Here is a 26,650-nt window from a genome sequence, read left to right as displayed (position 1 = left end):
GCGATCGCTTGATGTATGGCGGGCAATCTCTGGCACGCCACCCACACTGCAAACACTTTTTGCCGATCGGTTGATTTTACGGTGCATGCAAAACGGAGGAGGCGAGACGACGGCTCCCCGTAATTTTCAGGTAACTCTTGTGACAGAGAAAGCCCGCAAATTTCAATAGCATGGGCCACGACTGAATGACACGACACATTACCCGCAAGCGTTTCATACTGGCGGCGGCAACCCTTGCCGGTCTGCTGGTCGTCTGGTTGCTGTTTCTGCGTCCGCCGGCGAAGCCTGAACTTGTGACGGCGCCGGCGCGAACGGGTGACATTGAAGAGGTGGTGCTGGCGACCGGGGTTCTCGAACCGCTCGAGCTGGTGCGCGTCGGCGCTCAGGCCTCGGGTCGCATTGAGCATCTGGCTGTCAAGATCGGTGACATCGTCGAGGCGGGCCAATTGGTGGCCGAGATCGATTCCCAGACCCGGCGCAACACCTTGCGGGACCGTGAGGCCGCTTTGGCCAACATCCGCGCCGTTCACGCCGCGCGCCGCGCCGGTCTGGTGAAAGCCGAGAAGGATTTCGAGCGTGAGCGTGACCTGCTGGCGGGTGGTTCCACGCCGCGCGCCCAGTATGACGCCGCGGTTGCGATGCGAGACACCGCGCGGGCTGAGGTTCAGTCATTGGACGCTCAGGTCTCCCAAGCGCAGGTCGCGCTGGAGTCTGCGGGTATAGAACTGGACTATACGCGCATCACTTCCCCAATCGCCGGCACCGTGGTCGCGATCGTCACTGACGAGGGCCAAACCGTGAATGCCCTGCAGACCGCGCCGACCATCGTCATGATCGCACGATTGGACACAATGACGGTGCGCGCTGATATCTCCGAGGCTGACGTCGTGCGTGTGCGGCGGGGCCTGCCAGTCTGGTTCAGCATTCTTGGCGATCCGAAGCGCCGTTTCGATGGGGAGTTGCGACAGGTGGAACCGGCCCCGGCCTCCATCGCCAACGAGAGCAACGCCGCCGCGAGCCGGATTAGCTCGACCAATGGCGCGGTCTATTACACCGGGTTGATCGACGTGGCGAATGCGGACGGGGTCCTGCGGCCGTCCATGACGGCGCAGGTGTCCATCGTCTTGAGCCGCGTCAGTGGCGCCGTGCTGGTTCCGCTCAGCGCGGTGGAAGGGGCGCCCCGGGCCGGTGATGCGGCGCGTGTGCGCATACTGGACGCGATGGGCGAGGTCCAGATCCGACAGGTCCAGGTCGGCATCGATAACGGCGCGGACATCCAGATCCTGAGCGGTCTTCAGGCCGGCGAGGCCATCGTCCTGGGAGCGTCCACCGACGAACGCGCGGATGGCCAGGCTCAACTGGCCGCGGCGAAGCGGTAGGGCGCGCTATGACGGAACCACTGATCCGGGTACGTGGGGTATCCCGCGCTTTCCCCGCAGGCGACGAGATGGTGCGGGTGCTGAAAGACGTCGACCTCGACATTGAGGCCGGCGAGATGATGGCCATCATAGGTGCTTCTGGCTCCGGCAAGTCGACGCTGATGAACATTCTTGGCTGCCTCGATCGTCCGACGGAGGGCAGCTACTGGATCGAAGGGCGCGAGACCTCGAAGATGTCCGTGGACGAACTGGCGGCGCTACGCCGTGAGCGTTTTGGTTTCATCTTCCAGCGTTATCATCTGCTTGGCGATCTCAGCGCGGCCAGCAACGTCGAGGTGCCGGCCATCTATGCCGGACGCAGCCGATCCGACCGGCACAAGCGAGCGATCTCCTTGTTGACCCGGCTGGGGCTCGCCGAGCGGACGGGCAATATCCCGGGCAAGCTTTCTGGCGGCCAGCAGCAGCGGGTGTCGATCGCCCGCGCCCTGATGAATGGCGGCGAGATAATTCTGGCCGACGAACCGACCGGAGCGCTGGATACACACAGTGGCGCCGAAGTCATGAAGATCCTGCGCGAGCTTCACGCCGAGGGGCACACCATCATTCTCGTCACTCACGACAAGAAGATCGCCGAACATGCGGATCGGGTTGTAGAGATCAGCGACGGCGTTATCATTTCCGACGAGCGCAATATATCCAAATCCGACGCAAAGGCCCGTCCCATCCGCGAACACGCGCCGGGCGCTGGCTGGCGTGGTGCAATTGACCGGATGACTGAGGCCTTTCGTATGGCGGGCGCAGCAATCTGGGCGCACAAGATGCGCTCGCTTCTGACCATGCTCGGTATCATCATCGGTATCGCCTCGGTAGCGGCAATCTCGGCACTGGGAGCCGGTTCGCAGCAACAAATCCTCAGCAGTATCAGTTCGCTCGGCACCAACACGATCGAGGTGCGGGCCGGAAAAGGCTTCGGCGATCTGGAAGCGGGCAAGATACGGACGCTGGTTCCCGCCGATGCAGAAGCGCTGGTGAACCAGCCCTATGTCGACAGCGTGACACCAACCGTCACGACGAGCGTAACTGTCAAGCGCGCCGCCGTGGCCGTCAATGCGTCAGTCACCGGCGTTGGCGCGGACTTCTTTCGTGTACGGGGTCTTGAGCTGGCGCATGGACAACTGTTCGACGCCCAGGACGTTACCGCCTACAGCCAGAATGTGGTGATCGATGCAAACGCCGCGCGAGACCTGTTTTCAGACCGGGTAAACCCGGTGGGGCAGGTCATCCTTCTGGGCACAATGCCGGCGAGGGTCATAGGCGTGACGAAACGGGACAACTCCTTCGGCCCGGCGGTTGATACGTTGACCGTTTATGCGCCTTACACAACCGTTATGGGCCGCATGCTGGGTCGTTCTAACGTCGAGGGCATAACGGTCCGTATCAGGGACGATGTCGACCCGGGCAATGTCGAGGCCGCAGTTTCGCGCCTTATCGAGCGACGGCATGGCGCGAAAGACTTCTTCCTCACCAACTCAGCGACCATTCGCGAGACTATCGAGACCACCACGCAAACCCTGACATTGCTGATTTCGTCAGTCGCCGTGATCTCGCTGATTGTCGGCGGCATCGGCGTGATGAATATCATGCTGGTGTCCGTGACCGAACGAACCAAGGAGATCGGCGTTCGCGTGGCCGTTGGCGCACGCCGCAGCGATATTCTCTCCCAGTTTCTGATCGAGGCCGTCATGGTCTGCCTTGTCGGCGGCTTCATGGGAGTGATGCTCGCCCTCGGGATCAGCGCTCTTTTTAATTTGCTGAGCCCCGACTTCAAAATGATCTTCTCTCCTGGCTCCATCCTTGTGGCCTTCGCCTGCTCCACCGTGATCGGAATTATCTTCGGCTTCCTGCCCGCCCGCAATGCGGCAAAGCTGGACCCGATCGAAGCCCTGGCGCGCGACTGATGGGTGAAAAGCATGCGTGATGGCGTAGTGAAGAATAGCAGTGGCCATTGCCGTTGTGGAATTCCAATTGGGTCCGCCGCTCTGGCTCGATCCTCAGCGCGAAGTGCCAATCCGCGCTTGAAAGACATGCGATCTGCACTCCGTTCGACCACGCTATGCTGGTGCAAAGTGGAATGAGAAAGGAGAGCCACTAGGTGGTAGTATCCAGTTAGCTCCCACTCTCTTCATGTTTAAATCGTGGACCCGCGGGAGTGTGTTCAGGTCAGCGTGCCACCATCAACGGTCAGGATGGTTCCGGTGATTTGTCGGGCCGCGCCAGATGCGAGGAACGCTACCGCAGCCGCGACATCCTCCGGCTCGCCGTATCGGCCGAGCGGTATTAAAGCGCGCTGAAAATCTCCGAACTCGCCCTCGGCCGGGTTCATTTCGGTGTTGGTTGATCCTGGCTGAATGAGGTTGACAGTGATGTCACGGGGACCAAGTTCTCGCGCCAAGCCGCGGGTAAACGATTGAAGTGCCGATTTGGTCATGGAATAAACCGTCGATGGTCCGACAATGCGTTCTGCGCCTGCGGAGCCGATTGTGACGATCCGGCCACCTTTGCCAAGATAAGGCATAGCGGCTTGCGATGCCAGGATGGGAGAGCGAGCGTTGACAGCGAAAAGAGCATCGATCTCGGCAACGGTGAAATCCGCCACATCCTTGTAGATCGCGATAGCCGCATTATTCACCAGGATGTCGAGGCCGCCCAACGCTTGCGCCGCCTGATCAACCGACCGCTTGACCGCCTCTGGGTCCATGCTGTCAGCCTGGATAGCCAATGCCTTGCGGCCTTTGCCTTCGATTGTTGCGACGACTTGCGCTGCCCGATCAGCGGCGCGTTCGTACGTGATCGCAACGTCGGCGCCTTTTTCTGCCAGAGCTATCGCTATCGCGGCGCCAATGCCGCGGGACGCTCCAGTCACGAGCGCACGTTTACCTGCTAGTTCACTCATCGATCATTCCTTTCATTATCGATAGGGGAGATGTTCGCCCGGCCGCATTGCGCAGGGCGTCGTGCGGCCTGCCGCCGAACGATTATTTCGGTTCAAGCGATCAGGACCGGCAGACCGCTCAAGCGGCGATTGTCCATGTCGTCATGCGCTCGGGCTATCTCATCAAAAGGATAGCGCGTCGTTTCGAGATCACTGAAAATGCCTGAGCGCAGCGCATCCCATAGCTCGGAAGTCGCGGTCTCAACTGCTGGTCCCCGCACATATTGAGGGGTTCCACCACTGCGGACAGCTACCCCCCGACGCACAAGATCTGGGGCCGGCGCTGGCTGACCCGTCGCGGCTCCAATCGCGGCAATCACGCCACCATCACGGACACTCGACGCGCCCAGAGCAAAGGTCGCCCGGCCAACCAAATCATAGACGATGTCGACACCGTCAGGTGCGATTGCACGGATCTTGGCGGCGATGTCTGGCTCGCCAGCGTGAAAGGCATGGGTGGAGCCGGCCGCGACCCTGTCGAATTTGTTCCGCGATCCCGCGACGCCGATCACGGTTGCGCCCAGCGACCTTGCCCAGCGAGACAGGATAGCGCCTACGCTTCCCGATGCCCCAAGTACCAGCACTGTCTCGGCGGATTTGAGATCGTGGAGACCACGCATCCCCATCCAGGCTGTCGCACCCTTCGCCAGGAAGGTTGCCGCAGTCTCGTTCGAAATATCGGCGGGCAGCCGGATGAGCGGCGCTGTCGGAATGATCCTCTCGGTGGCATAGGCGCCTTCCGAAAAGAAGTAAGCGACCCGGTCGCCGACCGACAGCCCCTCGACGCCGGATCCGACCTCGGCGATCGTCCCGACCGCTTCAAAACCGGGGATCGCTGGCAACGCCATCGGATACTGACCCTTTCGTACCATCGTATCGACGAAGTTGAGGCCGATCGCGTCTTGAATGAGCCTGACCTCGCCGGCACGGGGCACGCGCAGGTCTTTCTCGATAACTTGCAAAACCGACGGTCCGCCGGCCGACTGCATTTGAATGAATTTTGTCACGATATTGTCTCCGGGTTTCAGATGGCGCGCCGCGCTCCGATTGCAGACGGCTGGAGCGCCGCGATGTTCAGTCGAACTTGACGAGATTGAGAGCGGGCAGGGGGCCGCCTGGGAACTGAAGCAGCTGGCTGCCGACCGCAAGCCCGCCGAGATCGATCCCGAAAAAGCCGATTCGATCAATGATGGCGGCGACCTCAACCTTCGCCCTCATATCGTCGCCCGAGTAAAACAGGACGCGCCTGCCTCCTTCCGAACGGGGGTCGCCCGACAGTTGGCTTGGCGCCAGATGGTTGAACGCCTTGACGACGCGTGCGCCTGGCACAAGCGCGGTGAAAATATCCGTAGAGGTGCGGCCGCCAAGGTCCGCCGGCCTGTAAAGCGGCGCTTCGATGGAGTTGTTGGCGTCGATTACGATCCTGTCGTCAAAGTTCAAACCGGCGAGCGCGCCAGGTATCTTTGACCACGGGACTGCCACGAGAACGATGGCTTGCGCCGCGGCTTCTTGGACGCTTCCAGCCCGAATTGTGGTTCCAAGCTTCGAAACAAGCGCCGTGAGGCTTTCCGGTCCTCGGCTGTTTGCGATCACGGCTTTGATTCCCGCCTTGGCGAGCGCAGTGGCAAATGCACCGCCCAAATTGCCGGCGCCGATAATTCCTACGGTCATGACCCACTCCTTTCGGTTCGTGAGAATTCTGTCTGCACGCTCGGTTTTCCCGCTGCATCCTGGGCTGATGCGGTTGGTGTTGCGGAAAACCGACGCTGCTGTTGACCGGAATATGGCTGGCAAATACACGCAGCATAAGTCATAGATGAATTGTTTTAGTTTCAATCAATGTTTGAAGGTCACGTTTTATGGAGACACTGGCAAACCTCGAAGCGTTTGTTCGAAGCGCAGAAGCGAGCAGTTTTTCTGGGGCTGCACGGCGTCTCTCGATCACACCGGCCGCAGTCAGCCGGAATGTTGCAATGCTGGAACGCAACCTCGGCATACGGCTGTTTCACCGCTCAACGCGGAAGTTGACCCTGACCGAGGCGGGGGAGTCCTTTCTGGCAAGCATCGGCGACAGCCTGAACCACCTTCAGGGGGCAATCGACGGGGCATCACAAACGAAGGGCGAGCCCGCTGGCGTTTTGAAGCTCAGCATGAGTTTGTCGTTCGCGATGGGATACGTTCTCCCCGCACTGCCCGACTTTCTGGCCCGTTATCCGGGCGTCCGACCTGACTGGCATTTCGACAGCCGCAAGGTCGATCTTATCGCCGAGGGTTTCGACGCCGCGATCGGCGGTGGTTTCGAACTCAATCCTGGCATCGTTTCCACGACGCTCGCACCTGTACACGTTATCGCGGTCGCATCGCCCAGCTATTTTGCTGCACGCCGCCGGCCGGCCAGTCCCGCCGATCTGGCCGATCATGCCGGAATCTTGATGCGGTCCTCGAATTCGGGCCGGATCAGGCAATGGATGATGCGGGACGCTCAAGGGCGAGAAGAGCGTGCGCTCCTCGACGAGACGATTGTGATGAGCGACGCTGCGCCCATGGTGCAGGCGGCAATTGCGGGGTTGGGCATTGCATTGTTGGCTGTACCCGATGTGCTGCCGCATATGGAAAGTGGCGCGCTCGAACGTGTCCTTCCGAAGTGGTATGCCGATGCCGGATCTATCTCGCTCTACTACTCGGGCCGCGCGCTCCAACCGCTAAAAACGCGCGCTTTCATCGACTTCTACACTGAGTATTTCCGTCGCGAGCGCCTCAGTGCCCGGTTCGCAGGCAGTCTCGGCTAAGGTCCACACGCTGTGTTAGCTTCTTTGAAAGCCGTGGTCGTTTGACTGCGGCGAATATCTCATATTCAACACATGCTTGAAGATGATCCAACCGATATGATGCTAATATTCTAGGACATGAACGGGCAAATATATCACTCCACGGACACGTAAAAGGAGTGAAAAAATGACTGAATTAACCTCGCCTCGATATCTTCCACTGAGCGGAAAGATCGCACTTGTCACCGGTGGATCGCGATCTATCGGCGCATCAATCGCCCAGCGTCTCGCAGCGGGTGGCGCTCAGGTTGCCTTCACCTATCGTGGATCACCTGCGAAAGCCGAGGAAGTTGCCGTCGCCATAGAAAAAATGGGCGCGCGTGCGCTGGCTATTGCTGCGGATGCCGCTGATCCGGACGCGATACGCGCCGCCGTTGCCGCGACCGTCGATAAGTTCGGCGGCCTCGACATTTTGGTGAACAATGCCGGTATTGCCTTTGCCGGTCCCATCGACGAAATCGCCTTCGATGACTATCAGGCAATGCTCGCAATCAACGTAACCGGCGTTTTCGTTGCCACGCAGGAGGCCGTGCGCCATATGAAGGATGGCGGCCGGATCATACAGATCGGCAGTTCAATCACGAAATATGCCGGGGTGCCCGGGCTGTCAGCATACGGCCTCACAAAAGGGGCCGTCGCCGGTTTCAACCGGAGTTTGGCTCACGACCTCGGGCCACGCGGCATCACAGTCAACACGGTGCATCCAGGTCCAACCGACACTGACATGAACCCTGTTGATGGCGAGTTTGCCGCTATGCAGATCTCGCGTATCGCGGTGGGTCGCTATGGAAAGCCCAAGGAAATTGCGGACGTGGTCGCATTTCTTGCAAGTCCGGAAGCCTCGTTTGTAACAGGTGCCGACATCCGGGCGGATGGTGGCTTCACATCCTGAAAAAGCCGGGGCGAAATGCAAAATTGCTGCGCCAAGCGCAGCGAATTCGACGCCTCACTAATAATCAACGGCTCAAGGCGGGCTTGAACGACGCGGTTGCAAGACGCCGCAGCGGCTTGGCGCGATCAAAAACAAGGGGTCGCCTTCGGTGGTTTCACCGTTGCGATCTCGATCTGGAATGCGCGCCCAGCCGCCGTTCGAGCGCAAATCCGCACCGTTCCACATGAACTAGTGTTCGCGCACGTATTGGAACCGGACAATAATCACGTATCATCGACGGTGATCGAGGATGTTTTCCAGTCCTTTATCCCAGTAGGGTTGATTGCCGAACCGATTGACAAGCCAGTCGATGAACACTCTCACTTTCGGTGCCAGTTCGCGAGAGCTTGGATACAAGGCCCAAAGCGTCTGGGTTGAGACCAGCGGGTAGTCCGGAAGGACCGGAACCAGCGCGCCGGACTGTAGCTCTTCCGATGCGCACCACGTGGCCATCAGCGCAATTCCCAGCCCGGCAGAAGCGGCATCGCGCACTGCAGTGCCGTCATTGATGCGGAGACCCGGAGTAACACGTCGTTCGATCACCATCGAACCGTTCCCCCGAAATGTCCAGAGATCGAGCGTGCCGACGACGAGACAGGTATGTTCCGCGAGGTCGTCGGGCGTGCTGGGCCGGCCGCGTTTTTCGAGATATTCGGGCGACGCGACCAGCACCCGATTGTCGGGAGCAAGCCGCCGCGCGACGAAGGATGAGTCGCTGAGCTCGGTATAACGAACCGCCACATCAAAGGCGCCTTCGACTAGATCAACGATGCTGTCCGAAATGCGCAAATCAATTGCCAAGTCGGGATATTGCCTGCAGAAGTCAGCCAGACCCGGCACAATATGCATTCGCGCGAACGAGGCGGGGGCCGCTATTCGCAATGTGCCGCGAGGCGCTGCTTGCTCTCGCCCAAGTGCCGCTCGGGCAGCCTCCGCAGCGACGACAATATGTTCCGCATGCGGCAGGAACGCCAGACCATCTTCGGTCAAAGTTGCTTGCCGTGTGGTGCGATGGACGAGCCTTGCACCGAGTTTTCGCTCGAGAACCAACAGTTTGGCGCTAGCGCCAGCGGGCGTCAGGCCCAAGTCGCGCGCTGCGGCACTGATGCTGCGCAGTTGAGCAATCCGCACGAAGAGATTTAATTCGTCCACGTCCATTCGCTGGCTTTCAACTTTTTTTTGAAAGTGATCCTTAATCCGGGCCACTACCGAAAGCAATCGCGATAAATCACATAGGAGCTATTGAAACGGCGGCTAACGTTTTGAGGCCGGCAATGCTCCAACGGTGGAGCATGTTTCTCGCCCTACGCCGACCCCGGCGACCAGAATCATTACCTTCGACAGAAGAGGAGCCTGAAAAATGAAAGCGATGTCACTCAAATCCTTTGGCGGTCCAGAAGCCTTTGATCTCGTCGAAGTTCCAAAGCCTCTTCCGAAGGCGGGACAGGTTTTGGTACGGGTCCACGCCACATCGATCAATCCCCTCGACTACCAGGTTCGGCGAGGCGATTATCGCGACCTGGTAGCGTTGCCGGCAATTACCGGCCATGACGTATCGGGCGTTGTCGAAGCGACCGGTCCGGGGGTCACGATGTTCGCCCCAGGGGACGAGGTCTGGTACACGCCACAGATCTTCGACGGGCCAGGCAGTTATGCCGAATACCACGTTGCGAACGAAAACATCATCGGGCGCAAACCCAGCTCGCTGACCCATCTTGAGGCCGCGAGCCTTAGCCTGGTTGGCGGAACCGCCTGGGAAGCGCTTGTCTCGCGTGCTGCCCTTAGGGTGGGTGAAAGCATATTGATCCATGGCGGCGCGGGTGGGGTGGGGCACGTCGCTATCCAAGTTGCGAAAGCGATCGGAGCAAAGGTCTACACGACTGTCCGCGAAGAAAACTTCGAGTTTGCGCGAAGTGTCGGAGCTGACGTCGTCATTGATTACAGGAAAGAGGATTATGTCGCCGCCATCATGCGCCAGACTGAAGGCCTCGGAGTAGACGTCGTGTTTGACACCCTCGGCGGCGAAACATTGTCCCACAGCCCGAAGGCGCTTGCACAACTCGGTCGCGTCGTCTCGATCGTGGACATCGCACAGCCGCAGAATCTCATTGAGGCATGGGGCAGGAACGCGAGCTACCACTTCGTCTTCACGAGGCAGAACCAGGGCAAGCTCAACGAGCTGAGCACTTTGGTGGAACGCGGTCAGCTGAGGCCGCATGTGGGCGCCGTCTATTCGCTAGCCGACCTTCCGCTTGCCCATGCGCTGCTCGAGAAACCAAACAACGGTTTGCGCGGCAAGATCGCGATTGCCATTGACCCGCAGGCCGACACAAAGGTGCAATCATGATTTACGAGATCGCTGTGCTGCCTGTCCAAAAGGACAAGATCAGCGAGTTCAGGCAAGCGTTCAGAGGTGTTGTTCCTCTGCTCACGCGTGCGCGGGGTTACCGCGGTCATGTCCTCGCCCAGGGGATCGAAACGCCGGAGGTATTCAATCTGATCGTGCGATGGCGGTCGCTTGACGATCATACTCCGGGTTTCGACGCGAGCGAAGACCATGAGCAGTTCATGGGAGGCATACGGGAATACTTCTCGGGGGAACCGACGGTCTATCATCTCGAGGACCAAAACAGCGGCTCGCGTGACTATCGTCCTGGGAAAAGCGGCGCGGCTTAGAGCGCACAACGGCAAGGGGTTGCGCTAATAGCAACGCCAGGTTTCTCTGATGCCGACTTCCGCGATGCCACCATGTCCCTATTCTCCTGACAACAACCAAGGAGATCGCGACATGCCTGCAGTTCTCGTCCACGGCGTACCCGACACCCACCGGATCTGGGACACCGTTCGCTCTCATCTTGAACGCAGTGACATCGTCACGATCGATCTTCCCGGCTTCGGTCATCCGTTGCCGTCGGATTTCAGGTCAACAAAGGAAGAGTATCTCGACTGGCTTATCAACCGGATCGATAAGATCGGCGAACCCGTAGATCTGGTCGGTCATGACTGGGGCTGCCTGCTGACAGGCCGTCTGACGTCGATCCGGCCGGATCTGGTGCGGACCTGGACTGGTATCAGTGGGCCGATCGATCCGGAATATCCGTGGCACTATCTTGCCAAGATCTGGCAGACGCCAGGTGAAGGCGAGCAATGGATGAAGGATCTCGACCTCGCGGAATTTGCGGCGAAACTGGTCGAGGCTCAGATGCCGAAAGATGCGGCGGATGAATCGGTTCGGCATCTCGATGTCACTATGCGGGCAAGCATTCTCGCACTTTACCGTTCCGCAATCGAGGTCGGGGCGGAGTGGAAGCCGGGTTTGAGCAGCATAACGGCGCCGGCACTGGTGATCTGGGGCCTGGACGATCCGTTTCTGCCGCACCGCTTCGCCGACGAGCTCGGCAATGCCTCGCACGCACGCGCCGTCGTTAAGCTGCGCGCCTCGCATTGGCCGATGATTGAGCGTCCGGCCGATGTCGCGCGCGAACTCGAGGCCCATTGGACACACGCTTAACTCCCTAGGCTTGCGTCACTTGGGCTCAAACCGACGCAGCCGCAACGTGAACGGCAATGCTTGGTCACTCGCTTGCGCCCAGGCACTTGTCCGGAAACGAAACCATGTGACGCAGCAAGGCGAGCATTGCCCGGGCTGCACCAGACAGGAGCACGCCTACATGACCAATTCACCAAACACCCGGATCGGCGTCGGCATCGTCGGCGCCAGTGCCGATCGAGGCTGGGGCGGAATTGCTCACGTCCCGGCACTGCGGGCGCTTGATGCGTTCCAGATCCGCGCCGTCAGCACGACGCGTATGGACAGTGCGAACGCGACCGCTAGCCGGCTGGGCGCCGATCTCGCCTTTGACACACATCAGGCGCTGGTCGTTCGGCCGGAGGTCGACCTGGTGGTGGTTGCCGTCAAGGTGCCGGATCACAAGCAGATCGTTTCCGACGCGCTCGCCGCGGGCAAGATGGTCTATTGCGAATGGCCGCTCGCGCGAAACCTATCGGAAGCCCAAGCGCTGGGTGGGCTTGCCCGCGAACGGCGGCTGCGTACGGTGATTGGCCTGCAGGGCGGCCTGCACCCGCCGATCCGCTACCTTCACGACCTCGTCCGGGAGGGCGTGATCGGCATGCCGCTCAGCACGAGCATCCGAGCGCATCTGAATGACGACATGTGGGTCGGCCGATACGACCCGCCATTCGAGTACATGGCTCGCGCGGCGAATGGCGCGACGCTTCAAAGCATCATGCTCGGCCACGCGCTCCAACCACTGGCCCACGTGCTCGGCGGATTCGAGAGCCTGTCCGCCGTCGTCACCAATCGGCGCGGCGACGGCGTCCGCCTTTCGGATGGCTCGTCTCTTCCGAAGGATTCGCCGGACGAGATCATCGTCGCCGGCGTTCTCGAAGGCGGGATCGTCACTTCTTTGCACTACAGCGCCGGACAGTCTGCCGGCTTGGTGTGGGAGATCCAGGGCACGGAAGGCAGTCTGCGCGTGGAGACGGCGTCGGGCTACATCCACTTCGGTGATATGACCATCACCTTGCGCCGCGGCAGCGAGCCTGTCCAGCAGCTACAGGTCCCAACAGTATATGCGGCTCCCGACCTGCAACTCGAAGCGCCCGCGGCGGGTGTCGCCCGGCTCTACGCCCAGCTCGCCGCCGACCTTCGTGACGGAACCGCAGATGCGCCAGACTTCGCGGTCGCGCTCGATCGTCACCGGGTGCTCGAGGCGATCACACAGGCCAATGTGACGGGTCATCGCCAGCATCTCTCCTCCGCGATATAGGCAGCCTCGACCCCTAAAACCCAGGAAGGGCTCTCCCCGGCAACGCAATCGAAGTCCGACTTCGGTATGGTGGTGTGGTCGGGTTCCAGCGTGTGTCCGGGGTTAGAGAGCGACTTCAACACGCCGCGGGCCTTTATCGAATACGAAGATCAGATCCAATTGGGCCACCGCTTTCCGATATTATGGCTTTGACCAGTTCCGGTTTACGTAAAGGCGCGCATCATTGGTGAGAGGCTGGGCGCAAGCGTCTCCGCTCGAGCCTCACACCGAACTCGGAACTAGTCCCGTCGTCTCTCTCTTCTCATACGTTCATGCTGCCGGCGTGCATCTTCTGCCATGATCTGGCTTAGCCTTGCCGACTCAAGGGTCCGCAGTTGCGCGTCGTCACGACGCTGCTGCTGCTGGAGCATACATGCGGTATGAGACGATGATCCGTATTGTGCGCCCATTCCAGAGCAGGTGTCGAGATCGGCGTAGCGTTCCTGTTCCGGTGTCTGGCAACCGGTCAGGATAAGGAGGCCTGCGAACATTGTTCCGACAGAGAGGCGTCGAATGACGATGTGATTTTGGGAGGCTTTGCTCATTTGATGTACCTTCTTTTTAGGCAAGTCAGTCAATTGCGAGAGCGAAGTGCGATCCCGCCAAACCGATATGGAATCTCACAGTTACGCAGAAATTACGTGATTCCGGACCAAGCTGGTTTTCACGGTTGACCCCGACGCGACGTCATAGTTCAGGCAGTATGTCGATATTGTTTGAGTGTGGCGGCCCGCGATGGCGCCGTCGACGATGCGAGGTTCGACATGACTGCACCTGATCTCATCCCGGTTGAAACGCTTTTTGGAATGCCAGAATTTTCGCGGGCGCAGATTTCGCCCGATGGCCGGCTGGTGGCCTATCTGGCGCCCTGGCATGGGCGGTTGAATATCTGGGTGCGGCCAGTCGGACAAGGCGCGGCGCGGCGACTGACGGGCGATGACATGCGCAATATCGACGGCTTCAGTTGGACGCGTGATGCTCGCTACATCCTCTTCGTACAAGACACCCAGGGCGACGAGAACTGGCACCTTCATCGTGTGGAGGTGGACGGGGCAGAGACGGTGGGCGGGAAGGCCAGGACTGTCGACCTGACGCCCTATTCCGGCGTGCGGGTAATGGAACTGGACTTGTCCGCTGCGTTTCCAGGTAAGGCTTTCGTGCAGATGAACCTCAGAAGTCCGGGTTTGATCGACCTGTACGAGGTCGATATCGAAAGCGCTGAAACCAGGGTCGCTGCCATTAGTCCCGGTCGGTTCGTACGCTGGATCATTACGCCGAACGGACCGCATGCCTTCATCATCAACGACGGGGGTGACCACGAACTGGCTCGGTACGAGAACGGTGCTTTCACCACGTTGGCGAAGCTGAGCGGACGCGACCAGCCAATCGGCCCGATGCCGCTGATGGCGGCGGCGGATGGAAAGAGCATCTTGGTTGGCTGCAACGCGGGCAACGACCACACCTATCTTGCTGCCATCGACCTTGCGACGGGTACACACAGGGTCGTCGACAGCCAGCCCGATTTCAGCCTCGATACGCCGCGGCCAGAGGCCGATCCGCGCTTTCCCTCGAGCCTGATAACCAATCCTGTGACAGGCGAGCTGCTGGGATTACGTTATCTTGGCAAAAGACAGCTGATACGGCCTCTGAACGTGCATTTTGCCGCCGTGCTAGACAGCCTACAGCGGCTGTCAGAGGGGGAAATAGGGTCCATTTCCTGCGATGCCGACGGGCGACAATGGGTGGCGGAATTTTGGGATGACCGGCATCCCGGCACGACATGGTTTTACGATCATGAGAGCGGTGAAGCGCATGTGCTTGGCGAGCGATTCCCAGCGGTAAAAGCCGAGAGGCTGGCGAGCGTGCGACCCGTCGATGTAATGTCGCGCGATGGATTGACGTTGCCGTGCCATGTCACACTGCCCGTCTGGTTCGATGCCAAGGATGAGCCGCGTGCGCTGCCGACCGTGCTTCTGGTCCATGGCGGGCCATGGTATCGCGACGCCTGCATCTATGATCCGGAAGTCCAGTTCCTCGCCAACCGCGGCTATGCCGTGCTGCAGGTGAATTTTCGCGGCTCGACCGGCTATGGCAAGGCGTTCATGCAAGCCGCGATAGGGGAGTTCTCCGGGCGCATGCATGACGACCTGATCGACGGGCTCGACTGGCTAATCGGGCAGGGCATTGCCGACCCGGCGCGGGTGGCGATCTACGGTTGCTCCTATGGCGGTTACGCCGCGCTGGTGGGCGCCAGCTTCACGCCGGAGCGCTTCGCCGCATCCATTTCCTACTCCGGCATGTCCGATCTCCGGATGCTGGTGGATGGGGCCGTCCCGTTCGTACGACCTGCGCTGATCAACACCTACCTTTCTTACATGGGCGATCCTGACATCGAGACGCAGAACCGGGACATGCTTGCACGCTCGCCGGTCAGCCGGCTTGATTGCATTTCCAAACCGCTTTTGGTGGTTCACGGCGCGAACGATGTGCGTGTCGCAAAGGAACAGGCGGATCTGGTGGTGGAAAGGGTGCGTGCGAATGGTGTGGAGGTCGACTATCTTCTCAACGAGCGCGAAGGGCACTGGTTCATCAACGAGGATAGCAATATTCAGCTTTATCGGAGGATCGAGCGCTTTCTTGCACGGTATTTGAGGGCCGAATAATGAGGGCGGCGCATGCGCAGTAAGGAGATTGCAGGACTGGCGGGCGTGAGCATCCGCACGCTGCGGCACTATCACCAGATCGGACTTTTGCCGGAGCCGCCAAGACAGAACAATGGGTATCGCGCTTACAGCGTGCCGCATTTGATCCGACTGCTGCGTATCGGTCAATTGACAGCGCTCGGTTTCTCGCTCTCGCAAATCCCAGCGTTTCTCGACGGTCGTGCCGAAATAAGCGAGGACAGCTTGGACGCTCTCCTTGAAGGGCTCTCGCGGCAGATCGAACTTCTCGAGCGTCAACGCCGGACTGTTAGAGCCCTGCGTGACGGCAAAGCACCGCCCGACATGGCACCGGAATTTGCTGCGTCTCTGATGACTCTGGAGGCGGGGCGAGAGCCGAAAGCGGTGCGAGCCGGTCGGGAGCAATCTGTACTCCTGTCACACCTTTTGGATGAAGGGCAGCGCGCAAAACTGGCTCAGCTCTATGACGAACTGGCGAATATCGAACATGATGCTACCGTGCGAGAGCTCGGGCATCGATTCGATGCATTGGGGCCCGGTAGCGACGACGCCGAGATTTCAGCGCTTGCCGAAGATTACATCGCCCATTTTGGATCATGGATGAGAGACTTCGACAACGCGTTGAGCGGCGGCAGGAAGCGTGAGGCGGCAACGCTGCTTTGGCTTCATGCCCTGGAGAATACGAACGATCAGCAGAAACAATTACTGAGGGAAATCAAAAGCGGGCTGAAATCCAAGCGGTGATTGCGTGGTTTGCGCTGATAGTCGTGAGATGATTGACCGGTCGCGGGCGGCACGCGGATCCATGACCTTGAAATGCGCCCCTGTCCCGGCCCAGACATCATCACGCCATATTCCAAACATGGTTATGGCTGTGGTCAATCATAACCAAGAGCAATATCATGGATATCAACGTTGCTTTAAAAGCCTTCATCCGCACCGTCGAGAAGGGGTCGATTACTGCTGCGGCACGGGACCTTGGGGTAACGCAGCCGGCGGTTACGAAGCATATTTCGAACCTCGAACGGCACGTTCAAGCCAGGCTTCTGGAGCGCTCGTCGAAAATCGTTCGCCCGACGGCGCATGGGCTCGAATTATACGAGGCCAGCCGTGTTGCGATCGCATCGATCGACGCGGCGCTGGAGGGCGTTCGCATCAACACAGGTGAAATTGAAGGCAATCTAAAAATTCACGCCCCATCCTGCATTGGTGTTGGTCATCTCGAACGGATAGTCGGGGAATTTCAGGATAAGTATTGCGGGATTTCCGTCGAACTGGCTCTCGACGAGCGCACAGTCGACTTGGTCTATGATAATTTCGATTTGTCAGTTCACTACGGGAAAATCGAGGATCAGGACGTTATCGCACGACGCATCGGATGGGTGGAGCGATTTCTCGTCGCTTCCCCTCTCTACCTGCAACAGGTAGGGCAGATTGATGATACGGGACGGCTTTCAGAGCTTGAGGTTATTGGCACTCCGAAGATGCTTGCCCAGCGCAATACTATTTCCCTGTTGGGCCCTGATGCGCGCGCCGAAGACGTCACCGTCAGGCCATTGCTCATAACGAACAATGCGCATGTCATGATTGCAGCACTTTTACGAGGACGGGGTGTGGGACTTGTGCAGAAGAACCTCGTATTGGACTTGTTGGCCAGCGGCGAGCTTGCAAGGGTACTTCCCGGATATTGGCTGCGATCTACCGAAGCATTTCTCGCTTATCCGTCCACAAAGTTCATGCGACCGGTCGTCCGGGCATTTACGGACTTTGTTATGCCGCGGCTCAGGAACATTGACGGGATCTCTCCGGTGCAGCGGTAGCGGCGCATGGCATAGCCAACGGTTATGACGGCTATCACTCATGCAGATATGGAATATTCCGTCTGTTGGAGGATATCGTGCGATGCAGCACGTGTGCCAGCCGCAACCCGAAAGTCGCCTTCCATGATGCAGAACCGAAACAGTTTCATATCCCGTCGTACGTTCATAGTCGGCACTTTAGCCGCGCCGGTCATACTCGGCGGATGCACAACAGTCCAAGAAAGATCGGCGTCTGCCTCGTCCCAGCCCATTGCCACTCCGCAGCCTTCACCGGTCGACCCGGATCTCGCTTCCCGTTACGCTGCATTTGAGGACGGGGGACATGTCGTTCCTGCAGTTCCTTTTCAGCGAATGAACCCGGAATATCTCAGGCAGCGTGTTGCTGACCCGACCGGGGAGGCGCCGGGAACTGTTGTCGTCGATACGCCAAGGCGATTTCTCTATCTGGTGGAAAACGGCGGAACTGCGTTACGATATGGCGTTGGCATCGGGCGCGACGGATTTTCATGGGAAGGGAACGGATATATCCACTGGCGTCAGCATTGGCCAAGATGGAAGCCGCCAAGCGAGATGATTGCAAGGCAACCCGAACTGGAAAAGTACTCCGTCGCAAACGGAGGGATGGATCCTGGACTGCATAACCCGCTCGGCGCTCGCGCTCTTTATATTTTCCAGAACGGAAAAGATACGCTGTATCGTCTCCACGGCAATCCCGAATGGCAATCCATCGGCAAGGCTGTTTCATCCGGCTGCGTCCGCCTTATGAACCAGGACATCGTTGACCTTTACGACCGCGTTCCGTTCCACGCGCCAATCGTCGTGCATCAGACGCCGATGGCCGTGTGATGGCAAATTGAGCATTACGCGTTCTAAGCTGCTTGCCGCGATACGATGGCCGCCTAGTAATACTGCGGGGCAAGATCGCTGCAGATATTTTCTGAAGAGAGCCACACGTGGGGAAACGCCGCGAGCAGACCGTTTCTCAGCCATTGCTGGGCCGGGTGCCCGTCATTGCGACGATGCCAAGACAGCACGAATGGGACAGGGTTTAGGGGGAGCGGGAAATCGAAGACTTCTAGACGCTCCGCAAAGCCTGAATGAGCAACCACGCTTTCGATGACGGTCGCGACCATATCCGACGATGCAACCAATGCCGGCGCGGCGTGCATATGGGGAATGGTCACGGCCGCCCGCCTCCTGAAATTCTTCGAAGCCAGTGCGGCATCGGCGACATCCAGACCCTCATTATCGGGCGCCACCAGGATATGCCTCAGAGACAGAAACGTCTCGCGATCGAAAGGGCGGCCGAGGATTGGATGATCCTTCCTAAGGATACAAACGAACCGCTCCTGGAAAAGCCGGGCACTCAGGATCCGGCTCGTGGGCGTGGGGGGAATGCCAACCGTTAGATCGACGCCGCCGCTGTCGAGCAGGGAAACCGCGTCGTCACGGCTGCTATAATCCCTGACCTTGATATCAATTCCGGGGGCTTTTTCCTCAAGCAGCGACAGGAGGCGCGGCAATATGACTGAACCTGCATGTGCCGAAACGGCAATGGAAAAAGATACGGTCGATTTGCCGGGATCAAAACCCTGCGTGAATTGCAATGTCCGCTGAATTTCCCGCAGAGCAAGTGAGATCGGTTCGGCAAGCTCTACCGCTCGCGGTGTGGGCTGAAGTCCGTTCGGCCCGCGAACGAATAATTCGTCACGCAGTAGAAACCGCAATCTCGACAATGCCGCGCTCATGGCCGGCTGGGTCCGGCCAATACGGCTTCCGGCACGTGTCACATTGCGCTCGGAATTGAGGGCATCAAAGGCAACAAGAAGATTGAGATCGATACCGTGTAAATTCATGGAATGGATAATTAAACTCATCCTTCATCGATCTCAAGCATCTTTTCCGTGTCAGCGTGAATGTCCGTTTCCGTCGTTCAGCAACCAACCCGGATACTCGACGGGTAGACGACTGACCTCATCGAGCTTCGCCATGTCGCTATCGTCCAGCTCAATCGATGCGGACCGAATGTTTTCCTGCAATTGCTCGACGCGCTTGGCACCGACGATGACGGTCGAGACAACGCTTTGCTTCAGCAACCAGGCGATCGCGATCTGCGCCGGGCTGGAGCCGTGTTTCTCCGCGACAGTTTTAAGGACCGCGATCAGGGGCTCTCCCCGGATGCGATCGATGGGTGGAAAATCCAATTCCGTCTGTCGGCCGCCTGCTGCGTTACCACCGGCGGAATACTTTCCGGTGAGATAGCCACCGGCAAGCGGACTCCACACCATGAGGCCAACACGTTCCGATGAGAGCAGCGGGCCAATCTCGCGCTCCAGATCGCGCCCGACAAGCGTATAATATGCCTGCAGTGAGGTGACGGGCGCGAGGGCTCTGGCGCGTGTTATCCCGATCGCCTTCATGACCTGCCACGCGGCCCAGTTAGAAAGGCCGATGTAGCGAACATCGCCGGCCCGGACGAGTGTATCGAGCGCCTCCAGCGTTTCCTCGATCGGCGTCGCGGAATCGAAGGCGTGGATCTGGTATAGATCGATGTAATCCAGACCCAGCCGGCCGAGGCTTGCCCGGCATTCGGAGATTATATGACCACGCGAAGCGCCGCGATTGTTCGGTCCGTCACCCATGGCGGAGGCGACTTTGGTGGCGATCACGACATCTCTGCGCGACACGCCAAGGTTCCTCAGCGAGCGTCCCAGTATTTCTTCGCTGCGTCCGTGCGCATAGACATTTGCTGTATCGAACAGATTTATGCCGGCGTCGAGAGCGAACTTGACCAGTGCATCGGCATCCTCCTGGTCAAGTCTCCCCACTTTTCCCCATAGCCCGTCGGTTCCCCCGAATGTCATGGCGCCGAAGCACAACTCCGACACGAACAACCCGCTTTCACCCAGCTTGCGCATTTGCATGATGTCGTCCTTCTTTTTGAACTTGCGCTAACGGCCGGCTCGACATCCGGTGTGAACGCCGAGCCATTCTGCGACACCTCAAACGAGGTGTTGCCGTTCGCCAGTTCTTGCCGCAAGCTCGACGGCTGCGATCAAACGGCTGTTATGGCGGGCACGGTCGAAACCGGGAGTGGTATATGTCCCACTCGTCAGATCGCGCCCCAGGGACGCATAAACCTCCCCGACATTGATAGCGGCTCCTGCCCAGAAATCGGCGGCTGTTGGGCCGACACCATTGGCGACCGGCCTATCCGGCGCAGCAAATTCCAGGCTTGATGAAATCGAAATGTCTCCGACCTGTACGCCTGCCAGATGATTGCCGGTGAGCTTTAGCCAGCCCTGCGAGCCACGGATCTCGAAAACGAAACTCGCGTCATCTGCAGGGACGCCGGCCAGAATCTGCACGGATACAGGCGCACCGCTTGCCGTCTTTGCGATCAGATCGAGATGATCCGGAATCTCTCGCGTCGAAGTTTCACCTGTATCGACGATCTCGATCTCCGGCCAGAGCAACTCCGTGCGCGCATCGACCTCGGTAATGTTGCCGAGCACTGCCTCGATGACGTCCAGCACGTGGCCTGCCGTAATCGTCATGAAGCTGGCGCCAGAAGCGGCCTTGTTGAAATAGTCGTACATGCTTGGAGATTGCGGACCGTAGCCGAATGTGGTCGCGCCGACACGCGCGGACATCACGCGCCCGAGTTTTCCTGACGCGACCAGTTCCGCCGCACGCCGGACGGCGGGATTGTGCCGGCCTTGCAGGCCGATCGCGGTATGCAAAGACCCGACTGCCGCAGCCATCTCGTCCGTTTCCTCCAGCGTTGCGCCCAGAGGTGCTTCGCAATAGACAGCTTTACCCGCTTGCAGGGCGGCCATCACGAGGTCCTTGTGCGCCGGCACTTTGACGGCGACCGTGATGACCTCAATGCTCTCATCTCTTATCATCGCGTAGGGATCGGCAAACCAGAGTTCTGCGCCGAATGCTTCGGCCGCCGCCTTGGCGCTTTCCTCGCGTCGGGTCGCGACTGCCGCCAGCTTCAGGTGAGATTGTGACGCCAGGGCTGGCACATGCGATGCGCCCGCCCAACTTGCGTGAGTGTCTGCTCCGATGATACCCACACGAAATTTCTTATCCGACATCTGCAATGCTCCAAATCACGTTACCGAACGCTACCCCGCGTCCTGTGCAAGATGTAATTGACCCCCGGCACTGCGACGAAATCGATAAATGATATGAGCAAACATCCACGCCGTGGATATCCCTAGGGTGACGATCGAGAGTGCCCTGCGGTGTTCGTCGCTGCCTCCTAACGCCTTCAAAAGTCTGGCGTCGCCGGCGACCCAGCGACCACTGGTCTTTCAGGCTCGGGAAAGTCCCATGCTTCCTCACGGAAAAAGCTGCGAACACGCTGCGTCAGTCTCATCATCGTGCTCTTGTTGTTGGCTTGCCGGCATCGATCCGCAGCAGCGTACCGCAATTCCCGTCGCTACGGGCGTTGCTGGTTTGGCAACACAGGGTTCGGGGGATCGTGACTTGCTGCGAGCGGTGCCTCGTTCAAAATCTCCGCATGTTCGTTGACAGAGCGGACAGGTTTCACCGCTCAACTTCGCGAGGCAGCAAAGATGTTTCAAAGGTCCATCGACAGCATTACAACCACACCGCCTCTCGGCCCCGGCTTTGCCGGTGAGAGACACAAAGCAGCCCTCGTCGTTGCCCCTGGAAATTTTTCCGCGACCGACCCGTTCTTCCTGATGGCGGACGATCACGTGACCGGCGAGGGGCAATTCGGCGAGGCCCACCCGCATGCCGGCCTGGAGACCGTCACGTTCATGCTTCATGGCACCATGGAGGACGCCGGCGGACGCCTGGCCGAAGGCGACGTGGAATGGATGACAGCCGGAAGCGGTATCGTGCATTCGGAAGATGCCCGGGTTTCTGCAGGTATGCGTTTGTTTCAGCTATGGCTCGTTCTTCCCGAGCGGGAGCGCAACGTGGCGCCAAGGGTGCAGATCCTGAGACGTGAGGAGATGCCGGTACACCGCGGTCACGGCTTCGAGGCAAGGGTCTACAGCGGTCGTTCCGCAGGGATCATCGCATCGACGAAGAATGCCGTGCCTGTAACCTTGGTTGACATTCGGCTTAAGGCAGGCGCCGAGTTTGAGCAGGGTCTGCCGTCATCATATAATGGCTTCGTCGTGGTCATCGCGGGCGAAATCGAGGCAGGCAACGGGGCTACGGCTCTAACTACGGATAGGGTCGGTTGGACCAATCCGCTGGCAACTGACGATGAAAGCGCCATGAGCCTGAAGGCGGGTGAGAACGGCGCGCGCGTGCTTTTGTATGCAGGCCAACCGCAAAATATCCATGTCGTCGCACAAGGCCCGTTTATCGCAGGCTCCAAAGAGGAGCTTGCTGGCTACTATGCCGCATACCGCCAGGGCAAATTCCCGAAAGCCGGCACGGTGCGACCTGTCTGATCTGGCTGTCCAACTGCCATGAAACCACAAAGGGTTTCGTTATCAGCAACCCGACGTTCCGCCATTGCTGTCTTTAGCCGTTCGACAGCACGGATATGTTTGCAAACAGCAGGCCCGCAAACGGGCTGTGACAACAAGCCGCTTCACCACCACTCGTCCGAAACTCAAGCGGATTGCATCAAGCCCTCCGAACATGGATCGCCCCTGGTCCGTGAGCGGGATCACTCGTCACAGTATCCGAAATCAGCCCATGGAGGAACAGATGACCCAATCCGCCACCGCAGCCGTACTGGAAGAAAAAAACGGCCCCTTCATCCTTCGTGAAGTGAAGCTTGAGGCACCGCGCCCCGATGAAGTGCTCATCCGCATGGTTGCTACGGGCATTTGCGCGACCGATGCGCATGTCAGGCAACAGCTCATGCCGACGCCGCTCCCCGCGATCCTCGGCCACGAAGGCGCCGGCATCGTCGAACGTGTCGGATCAACCGTATCGCATCTCAAACCCGGCGATCATGTCGTTCTTTCCTATCACTCCTGCGGCCACTGCAAGCCATGCATGTCTTCCCATGCGGCCTACTGCGACCACGTATGGGAAGCGAATTTCGCCGGCGCCAGGCTCGATGGAACGATCGGCGTTGCAGCGCCCGACGGGAACAGGCTCAATGCGCACTTCTTCGGTCAGTCCTCATTCTCCACATATGCGCTCGCTCACCAGCGCAATACCGTCAAGGTCCCGGACGACGTGCCGCTTGAACTGCTTGGGCCGCTCGGTTGTGGCTTTCAGACCGGCGCCGGCTCCGTCTTGAAGGCGCTCAAAGTGCCGGTAGGCGCTTCGATCGCCATCTTCGGCGTAGGGGCAGTTGGGCTGGCGGCGATCATGGCTGCAAAAGTTGCCGATGCGGCCGTCGTTATCGCCATCGATGTCAATACCGAACGGCTGAAACTCGCTTCCGACCTCGGCGCGACGCATTGCGTCAACCCGCGTGAGCAAACCGATGTTGCCTCGGCGATCAGGGATATCGCTTCTCGCGGCGCCGAATACGTCCTCGACACGAGCGGCCGGAAGGAGAACCTCGACGCCGGCATAGGCGCTCTGGCACCGATGGGGCAGTTTGGTTTCGTCGCCTTCAACGATCATTCGGGCGCGGTTGTCGATGCCTCCCGGCTCACTGTAGGGCAAAGCCTCATCGGGATTATCCAGGGCGATGCCATTTCCGGCCTGATGATCCCTGAACTGGTCGGTCTCTATCGAAACGGTCGTTTCCCCTTCGACAGGCTGCTCACCTTCTACGACTTCGCCGACATCAACGAGGCATTTGACGATGTCGCGGCGGGGCGCGTGATCAAGGCCGTCCTGCGCTTTCCCCCGCAAGCCGATTAACCACCCACTTTCTTTCGATATCGCGAACATTGAGGATTGAGCAAATGTGCGACCGACACCAGAAGCTGATCAGAGCGACCGACGAGCCAAACTTTTTCGGGATCGACCATTACGGCTTTCCGGAGGCCGGGGAGCACCCGGCTGATCCACCGGGATATTATCCTGAGTATTTCTCCTCCGAACGCTTCCAACGGTTCGGCTACCATGTCGAGGAGCTTCGTGGCGGCTTCTACTGGGTCACCAGCGGCGGCTATGACGCGGCCTTCGTCGTGACCAGCGACGGCGTCGTCGCCATCGACGCACCGCCGACGATCGGTGAAAACATGCTGGCTGCCATCGAAGACGTTACCGACAAGCCGGTCACGCATTTGATCTATAGCCATTGGCATACGGATCATATCGGTGCCGCTTCGGTTTTCGGGGCGGATGTCGAGATCGTCGCGCACGACATCACCAAGGAATTGCTAGAGCGGTTCCCCGATCCGAACCGACCGGTGCCAACCCTGACATTCGACAAGGATCATCTGCTTGTCGTCGGCGGGGTGACGCTGGAACTGTCTTACAAGGGCGAGAACCACTGCCCGGGCAACATCTTTATCTATGCGCCGGCGCAAAAGGTGCTGACCGTCATCGACATCGTGAGTCCAGGCAGCGCCACCTTCATGCATTGCGACGCATCGCAAAATATCACTGGCTGGTACGAAGCCCAGAAGCAACTAATGGAATATGACTTTGATTTCCTCGTCGCTGGTCATCACATGAAGTACGGGACGCCGGAAACGGTCGCGGCTTCAATCGAATATTTCCAGGATGTCCTCGACGGAGCACAGGCGGCCGTGGATCGATTCAGCCGGTCGGATGTGCTCGTCAGCATCCTGGAGGGTGCCGGTTGGGACCAGGTGTTTTCCGGCACCGAGAACTGGATCAATTCGATGGCCAATTTTGCCACGAAATACGTCCTGGAAAAGAAGAGCAGCAATGGCCAGCTATGGTCCGAGCGGCTTGCCGGCGTGACGACCCAGACGAAGTACCACGCTTATACCGTGCTGGAGTCTATCCGCTTGGAAAGGCCGCGGCCGAATTATCGTTTGCGGGGCGAAAATTCACCACCGTTCCTGACCTGACCGGGATCGTCCTCCACCCCAACCCGGAACCGGGCGGGCAAGGCCTGCCCCGGTATGTCCGGAGGTCGCCACTCAAAGGGCGGGCCGGAACTCGCGCGCCAGCGCGACGATGCTGAGCTTCTTGCAAGGGTGCTACGGGATGAAGCGGTTCGGGCTGGAACTCGGTGGCAAGGCTCCGATGATCGTATTTGACGATGCTGATATTGACGCGATGCTACCGGTTCTCGAAAAGGCACTGACCATCTTTGCCGGCCAGTTCTGTAAGACAGGCTCGCCGCTGCTCGTACAGAGTTCAATCTACGAACGGGTCCGTCACGGCCTCGCCCAAAAGGCTGCGTGCTGTCAAAGTCGGACCGGCATCCGACCCGGCAAGCGACATGGGGCCGCTAATCGACAAACAGAACGTCGCCCGTGTCGACAATGTGGTGAAAGACGCGCTGGTAGAAAGTGCAACTCCTCGACGCAGGCTTGGAGAGCTGGAACTTCAATGGAAGTTTGCACTCGGTCGTCTTGCGTAATTTTCACTTAATGTTGCCAATCCAATTTGGCATCTCGATGGAGATGTCTCGCCTACTCGGCCGGCATCCCCGAATTGGATAAGGGACCTCCGAAAGGATAATAATTTGCAGGACAGGGTTGACGCCTTTAAGCGGGCGGAAAGAGTTATGATGGATGCGATAAATGCAGCTATCAGCCAGGCGGCAGTGGAATCGGAGGCTGCATTTCCGTCAGGTGGATCACGAACTACTGCCCAAACTTACTTTGCCGACGTCGCCATGCGTCGACTGTTTTTGCACCTGTGTGGTGCGGATGCGGATACGGCCAAGGGTGGTGATCCAGAGCGCGCGTGGGACATACTCTATGTGGGGCGCGGTACAGCCCGGTATTGGGAAAAAGAACACGGATTTCGGTCTAGGCGCGGAAAGGCAGAGAGTCATGCGGAGCTCGAAAGGGAGAGACGCGAGGAATCTGCCCTTATCCAAAGCGCTCAGAACCTCGCAACTCATACCGCCATCCGTGCGCTGATCGAACATGCGAGCATTTCCGACCCGGACCTGCGTGATCGCCTGGCGGCGACGGTTGAAGCGTGTGCCAGCGTCACCGATCCACTTTCGCAAGTCGAACAGGATTTCGCCGATTTGGCCAAAGTCTCGATCGCCCGCCTTATTGGCACGGTCACTTGAAAGCCATCGTGACTGCGGAGCCGTTGCCTGGTTGGTCCTAAAGGTGCCGCATCTTGAAAT

The 26,650-nt window shown here is 59.1% G+C and carries 24 protein-coding genes and 1 pseudogene; 18 read left to right on the top strand and 7 right to left on the bottom strand.

The genetic code is table 11. The features are described 5' to 3' along the window. The first annotated feature begins 185 nt into the window (after positions 1 to 185). Complete coding sequence (locus tag HQN82_RS18320; protein WP_173615499.1) at positions 186 to 1,379, top strand: efflux RND transporter periplasmic adaptor subunit; 1,194 nt, start codon at positions 186 to 188, stop codon at positions 1,377 to 1,379. A gap of 8 nt (positions 1,380 to 1,387) precedes the next feature. After that, a complete protein-coding gene (locus tag HQN82_RS18315; RefSeq protein WP_173615498.1) occupies positions 1,388 to 3,337 on the top strand; it encodes a MacB family efflux pump subunit in 1,950 nt (649 codons plus the stop codon). 257 nt (positions 3,338 to 3,594) lie between these two features. Here HQN82_RS18315 and HQN82_RS18310 read toward each other — a convergent pair whose 3' ends face one another. From HQN82_RS18310 to HQN82_RS18300, 3 genes are all read right to left on the bottom strand, one after another. Beyond that, positions 3,595 to 4,332, bottom strand: a complete 738-nt coding sequence (locus HQN82_RS18310) for an SDR family NAD(P)-dependent oxidoreductase (protein ID WP_010974439.1) — start codon at positions 4,330 to 4,332, stop codon at positions 3,595 to 3,597. A gap of 92 nt (positions 4,333 to 4,424) precedes the next feature. Continuing rightward, a complete protein-coding gene (locus tag HQN82_RS18305; RefSeq protein ID WP_234904916.1) occupies positions 4,425 to 5,378 on the bottom strand; it encodes a zinc-binding dehydrogenase in 954 nt (317 codons plus the stop codon). Positions 5,379 to 5,445: 67 nt separating this feature from the next. Then, the gene (locus tag HQN82_RS18300) at positions 5,446 to 6,042 is read right to left on the bottom strand and encodes an NADPH-dependent F420 reductase (RefSeq protein WP_173615497.1); all 597 of its coding nucleotides are present in this window, start codon (positions 6,040 to 6,042) and stop codon (positions 5,446 to 5,448) included. A 188-nt stretch (positions 6,043 to 6,230) separates the two neighbouring features. Here HQN82_RS18300 and HQN82_RS18295 point away from each other — a divergent pair, with 188 nt between their 5' ends. After that, complete coding sequence (locus HQN82_RS18295) at positions 6,231 to 7,160, top strand: LysR family transcriptional regulator (RefSeq protein WP_173615496.1); 930 nt, start codon at positions 6,231 to 6,233, stop codon at positions 7,158 to 7,160. Between the two features lie 166 nt (positions 7,161 to 7,326). After that, positions 7,327 to 8,091, top strand: a complete 765-nt coding sequence (locus tag HQN82_RS18290) for a 3-oxoacyl-ACP reductase family protein (RefSeq protein ID WP_173615495.1) — start codon at positions 7,327 to 7,329, stop codon at positions 8,089 to 8,091. A 270-nt stretch (positions 8,092 to 8,361) separates the two neighbouring features. Here HQN82_RS18290 and HQN82_RS18285 read toward each other — a convergent pair whose 3' ends face one another. Then, positions 8,362 to 9,288: a LysR family transcriptional regulator gene (locus HQN82_RS18285; protein WP_173615494.1), complete on the bottom strand. Its 927-nt coding sequence runs from the start codon at positions 9,286 to 9,288 to the stop codon at positions 8,362 to 8,364. 202 nt (positions 9,289 to 9,490) lie between these two features. Here HQN82_RS18285 and HQN82_RS18280 point away from each other — a divergent pair, with 202 nt between their 5' ends. The 8 genes from HQN82_RS18280 to HQN82_RS18245 all read left to right on the top strand — a co-directional run bounded on the left by HQN82_RS18280 (position 9,491) and on the right by HQN82_RS18245 (position 18,306). Then, positions 9,491 to 10,477: a zinc-dependent alcohol dehydrogenase family protein gene (locus HQN82_RS18280; RefSeq protein WP_173615493.1), complete on the top strand. Its 987-nt coding sequence runs from the start codon at positions 9,491 to 9,493 to the stop codon at positions 10,475 to 10,477. Further along, positions 10,474 to 10,806, top strand: a complete 333-nt coding sequence (locus tag HQN82_RS18275) for an antibiotic biosynthesis monooxygenase family protein (RefSeq protein WP_173615492.1) — start codon at positions 10,474 to 10,476, stop codon at positions 10,804 to 10,806. The genes HQN82_RS18280 and HQN82_RS18275 overlap by 4 nt, the downstream gene beginning before the upstream one ends. 112 nt (positions 10,807 to 10,918) lie before the next feature. Then, a complete protein-coding gene (locus HQN82_RS18270) occupies positions 10,919 to 11,641 on the top strand; it encodes an alpha/beta fold hydrolase (RefSeq protein WP_173615491.1) in 723 nt (240 codons plus the stop codon). A 160-nt stretch (positions 11,642 to 11,801) separates the two neighbouring features. Further along, positions 11,802 to 12,920, top strand: coding sequence for a Gfo/Idh/MocA family protein (locus tag HQN82_RS18265; protein WP_173615490.1), 1,119 nt, complete (start codon positions 11,802 to 11,804; stop codon positions 12,918 to 12,920). A gap of 803 nt (positions 12,921 to 13,723) precedes the next feature. After that, on the top strand, positions 13,724 to 15,622 hold the full coding sequence (locus HQN82_RS18260) for a S9 family peptidase (RefSeq protein WP_173615489.1): 1,899 nt from the start codon (positions 13,724 to 13,726) through the stop codon (positions 15,620 to 15,622). A gap of 12 nt (positions 15,623 to 15,634) precedes the next feature. Further along, positions 15,635 to 16,384 (top strand): MerR family DNA-binding transcriptional regulator, encoded by a 750-nt coding sequence (locus HQN82_RS18255; protein ID WP_173615488.1) that lies wholly within the window; start codon positions 15,635 to 15,637, stop codon positions 16,382 to 16,384. 158 nt (positions 16,385 to 16,542) lie between these two features. After that, positions 16,543 to 17,460 (top strand): LysR family transcriptional regulator, encoded by a 918-nt coding sequence (locus tag HQN82_RS18250; RefSeq protein WP_173615487.1) that lies wholly within the window; start codon positions 16,543 to 16,545, stop codon positions 17,458 to 17,460. Positions 17,461 to 17,586: 126 nt separating this feature from the next. After that, entirely contained in the window at positions 17,587 to 18,306 is a 720-nt protein-coding gene (locus HQN82_RS18245; RefSeq protein WP_420913928.1) for a L,D-transpeptidase, read from the top strand. Positions 18,307 to 18,359: 53 nt separating this feature from the next. Here HQN82_RS18245 and HQN82_RS18240 read toward each other — a convergent pair whose 3' ends face one another. The 3 genes from HQN82_RS18240 to HQN82_RS18230 all read right to left on the bottom strand — a co-directional run bounded on the left by HQN82_RS18240 (position 18,360) and on the right by HQN82_RS18230 (position 21,563). Beyond that, positions 18,360 to 19,337, bottom strand: coding sequence for a LysR family transcriptional regulator (locus HQN82_RS18240; RefSeq protein WP_173615485.1), 978 nt, complete (start codon positions 19,335 to 19,337; stop codon positions 18,360 to 18,362). A 30-nt stretch (positions 19,338 to 19,367) separates the two neighbouring features. Then, positions 19,368 to 20,384, bottom strand: coding sequence for an aldo/keto reductase (locus tag HQN82_RS18235; RefSeq protein ID WP_173615484.1), 1,017 nt, complete (start codon positions 20,382 to 20,384; stop codon positions 19,368 to 19,370). Positions 20,385 to 20,462: 78 nt separating this feature from the next. Next, positions 20,463 to 21,563 (bottom strand): Gfo/Idh/MocA family protein, encoded by a 1,101-nt coding sequence (locus HQN82_RS18230; protein ID WP_173615483.1) that lies wholly within the window; start codon positions 21,561 to 21,563, stop codon positions 20,463 to 20,465. Positions 21,564 to 22,175: 612 nt separating this feature from the next. Here HQN82_RS18230 and HQN82_RS18225 point away from each other — a divergent pair. From HQN82_RS18225 to HQN82_RS18205, 6 genes and pseudogenes are all read left to right on the top strand, one after another. Further along, positions 22,176 to 22,901 (top strand): pirin family protein, encoded by a 726-nt coding sequence (locus tag HQN82_RS18225; RefSeq protein ID WP_223215999.1) that lies wholly within the window; start codon positions 22,176 to 22,178, stop codon positions 22,899 to 22,901. Between the two features lie 262 nt (positions 22,902 to 23,163). Further along, positions 23,164 to 24,282: an NAD(P)-dependent alcohol dehydrogenase gene (locus HQN82_RS18220; RefSeq protein WP_173615481.1), complete on the top strand. Its 1,119-nt coding sequence runs from the start codon at positions 23,164 to 23,166 to the stop codon at positions 24,280 to 24,282. Between the two features lie 44 nt (positions 24,283 to 24,326). Continuing rightward, on the top strand, positions 24,327 to 25,406 hold the full coding sequence (locus HQN82_RS18215) for an MBL fold metallo-hydrolase (RefSeq protein ID WP_173615480.1): 1,080 nt from the start codon (positions 24,327 to 24,329) through the stop codon (positions 25,404 to 25,406). A gap of 109 nt (positions 25,407 to 25,515) precedes the next feature. Next, positions 25,516 to 25,767 (top strand): annotated as a pseudogene (locus HQN82_RS25765) (aldehyde dehydrogenase family protein); the annotation flags it as partial. A gap of 16 nt (positions 25,768 to 25,783) precedes the next feature. Continuing rightward, on the top strand, positions 25,784 to 25,924 hold the full coding sequence (locus tag HQN82_RS25545; protein WP_234904915.1) for a hypothetical protein: 141 nt from the start codon (positions 25,784 to 25,786) through the stop codon (positions 25,922 to 25,924). Between the two features lie 147 nt (positions 25,925 to 26,071). After that, complete coding sequence (locus tag HQN82_RS18205) at positions 26,072 to 26,590, top strand: hypothetical protein (protein ID WP_173615479.1); 519 nt, start codon at positions 26,072 to 26,074, stop codon at positions 26,588 to 26,590. Positions 26,591 to 26,650: the final 60 nt, after the last annotated feature.

The sequence above is a fragment of the Agrobacterium pusense genome (assembly GCF_013285525.1).
GTDB classification, from domain to species: domain Bacteria; phylum Pseudomonadota; class Alphaproteobacteria; order Rhizobiales; family Rhizobiaceae; genus Agrobacterium; species Agrobacterium pusense.
Note: the sequence above shows the minus strand (reverse complement) of the source record. Positions and strands in the feature narration are given on the sequence as shown.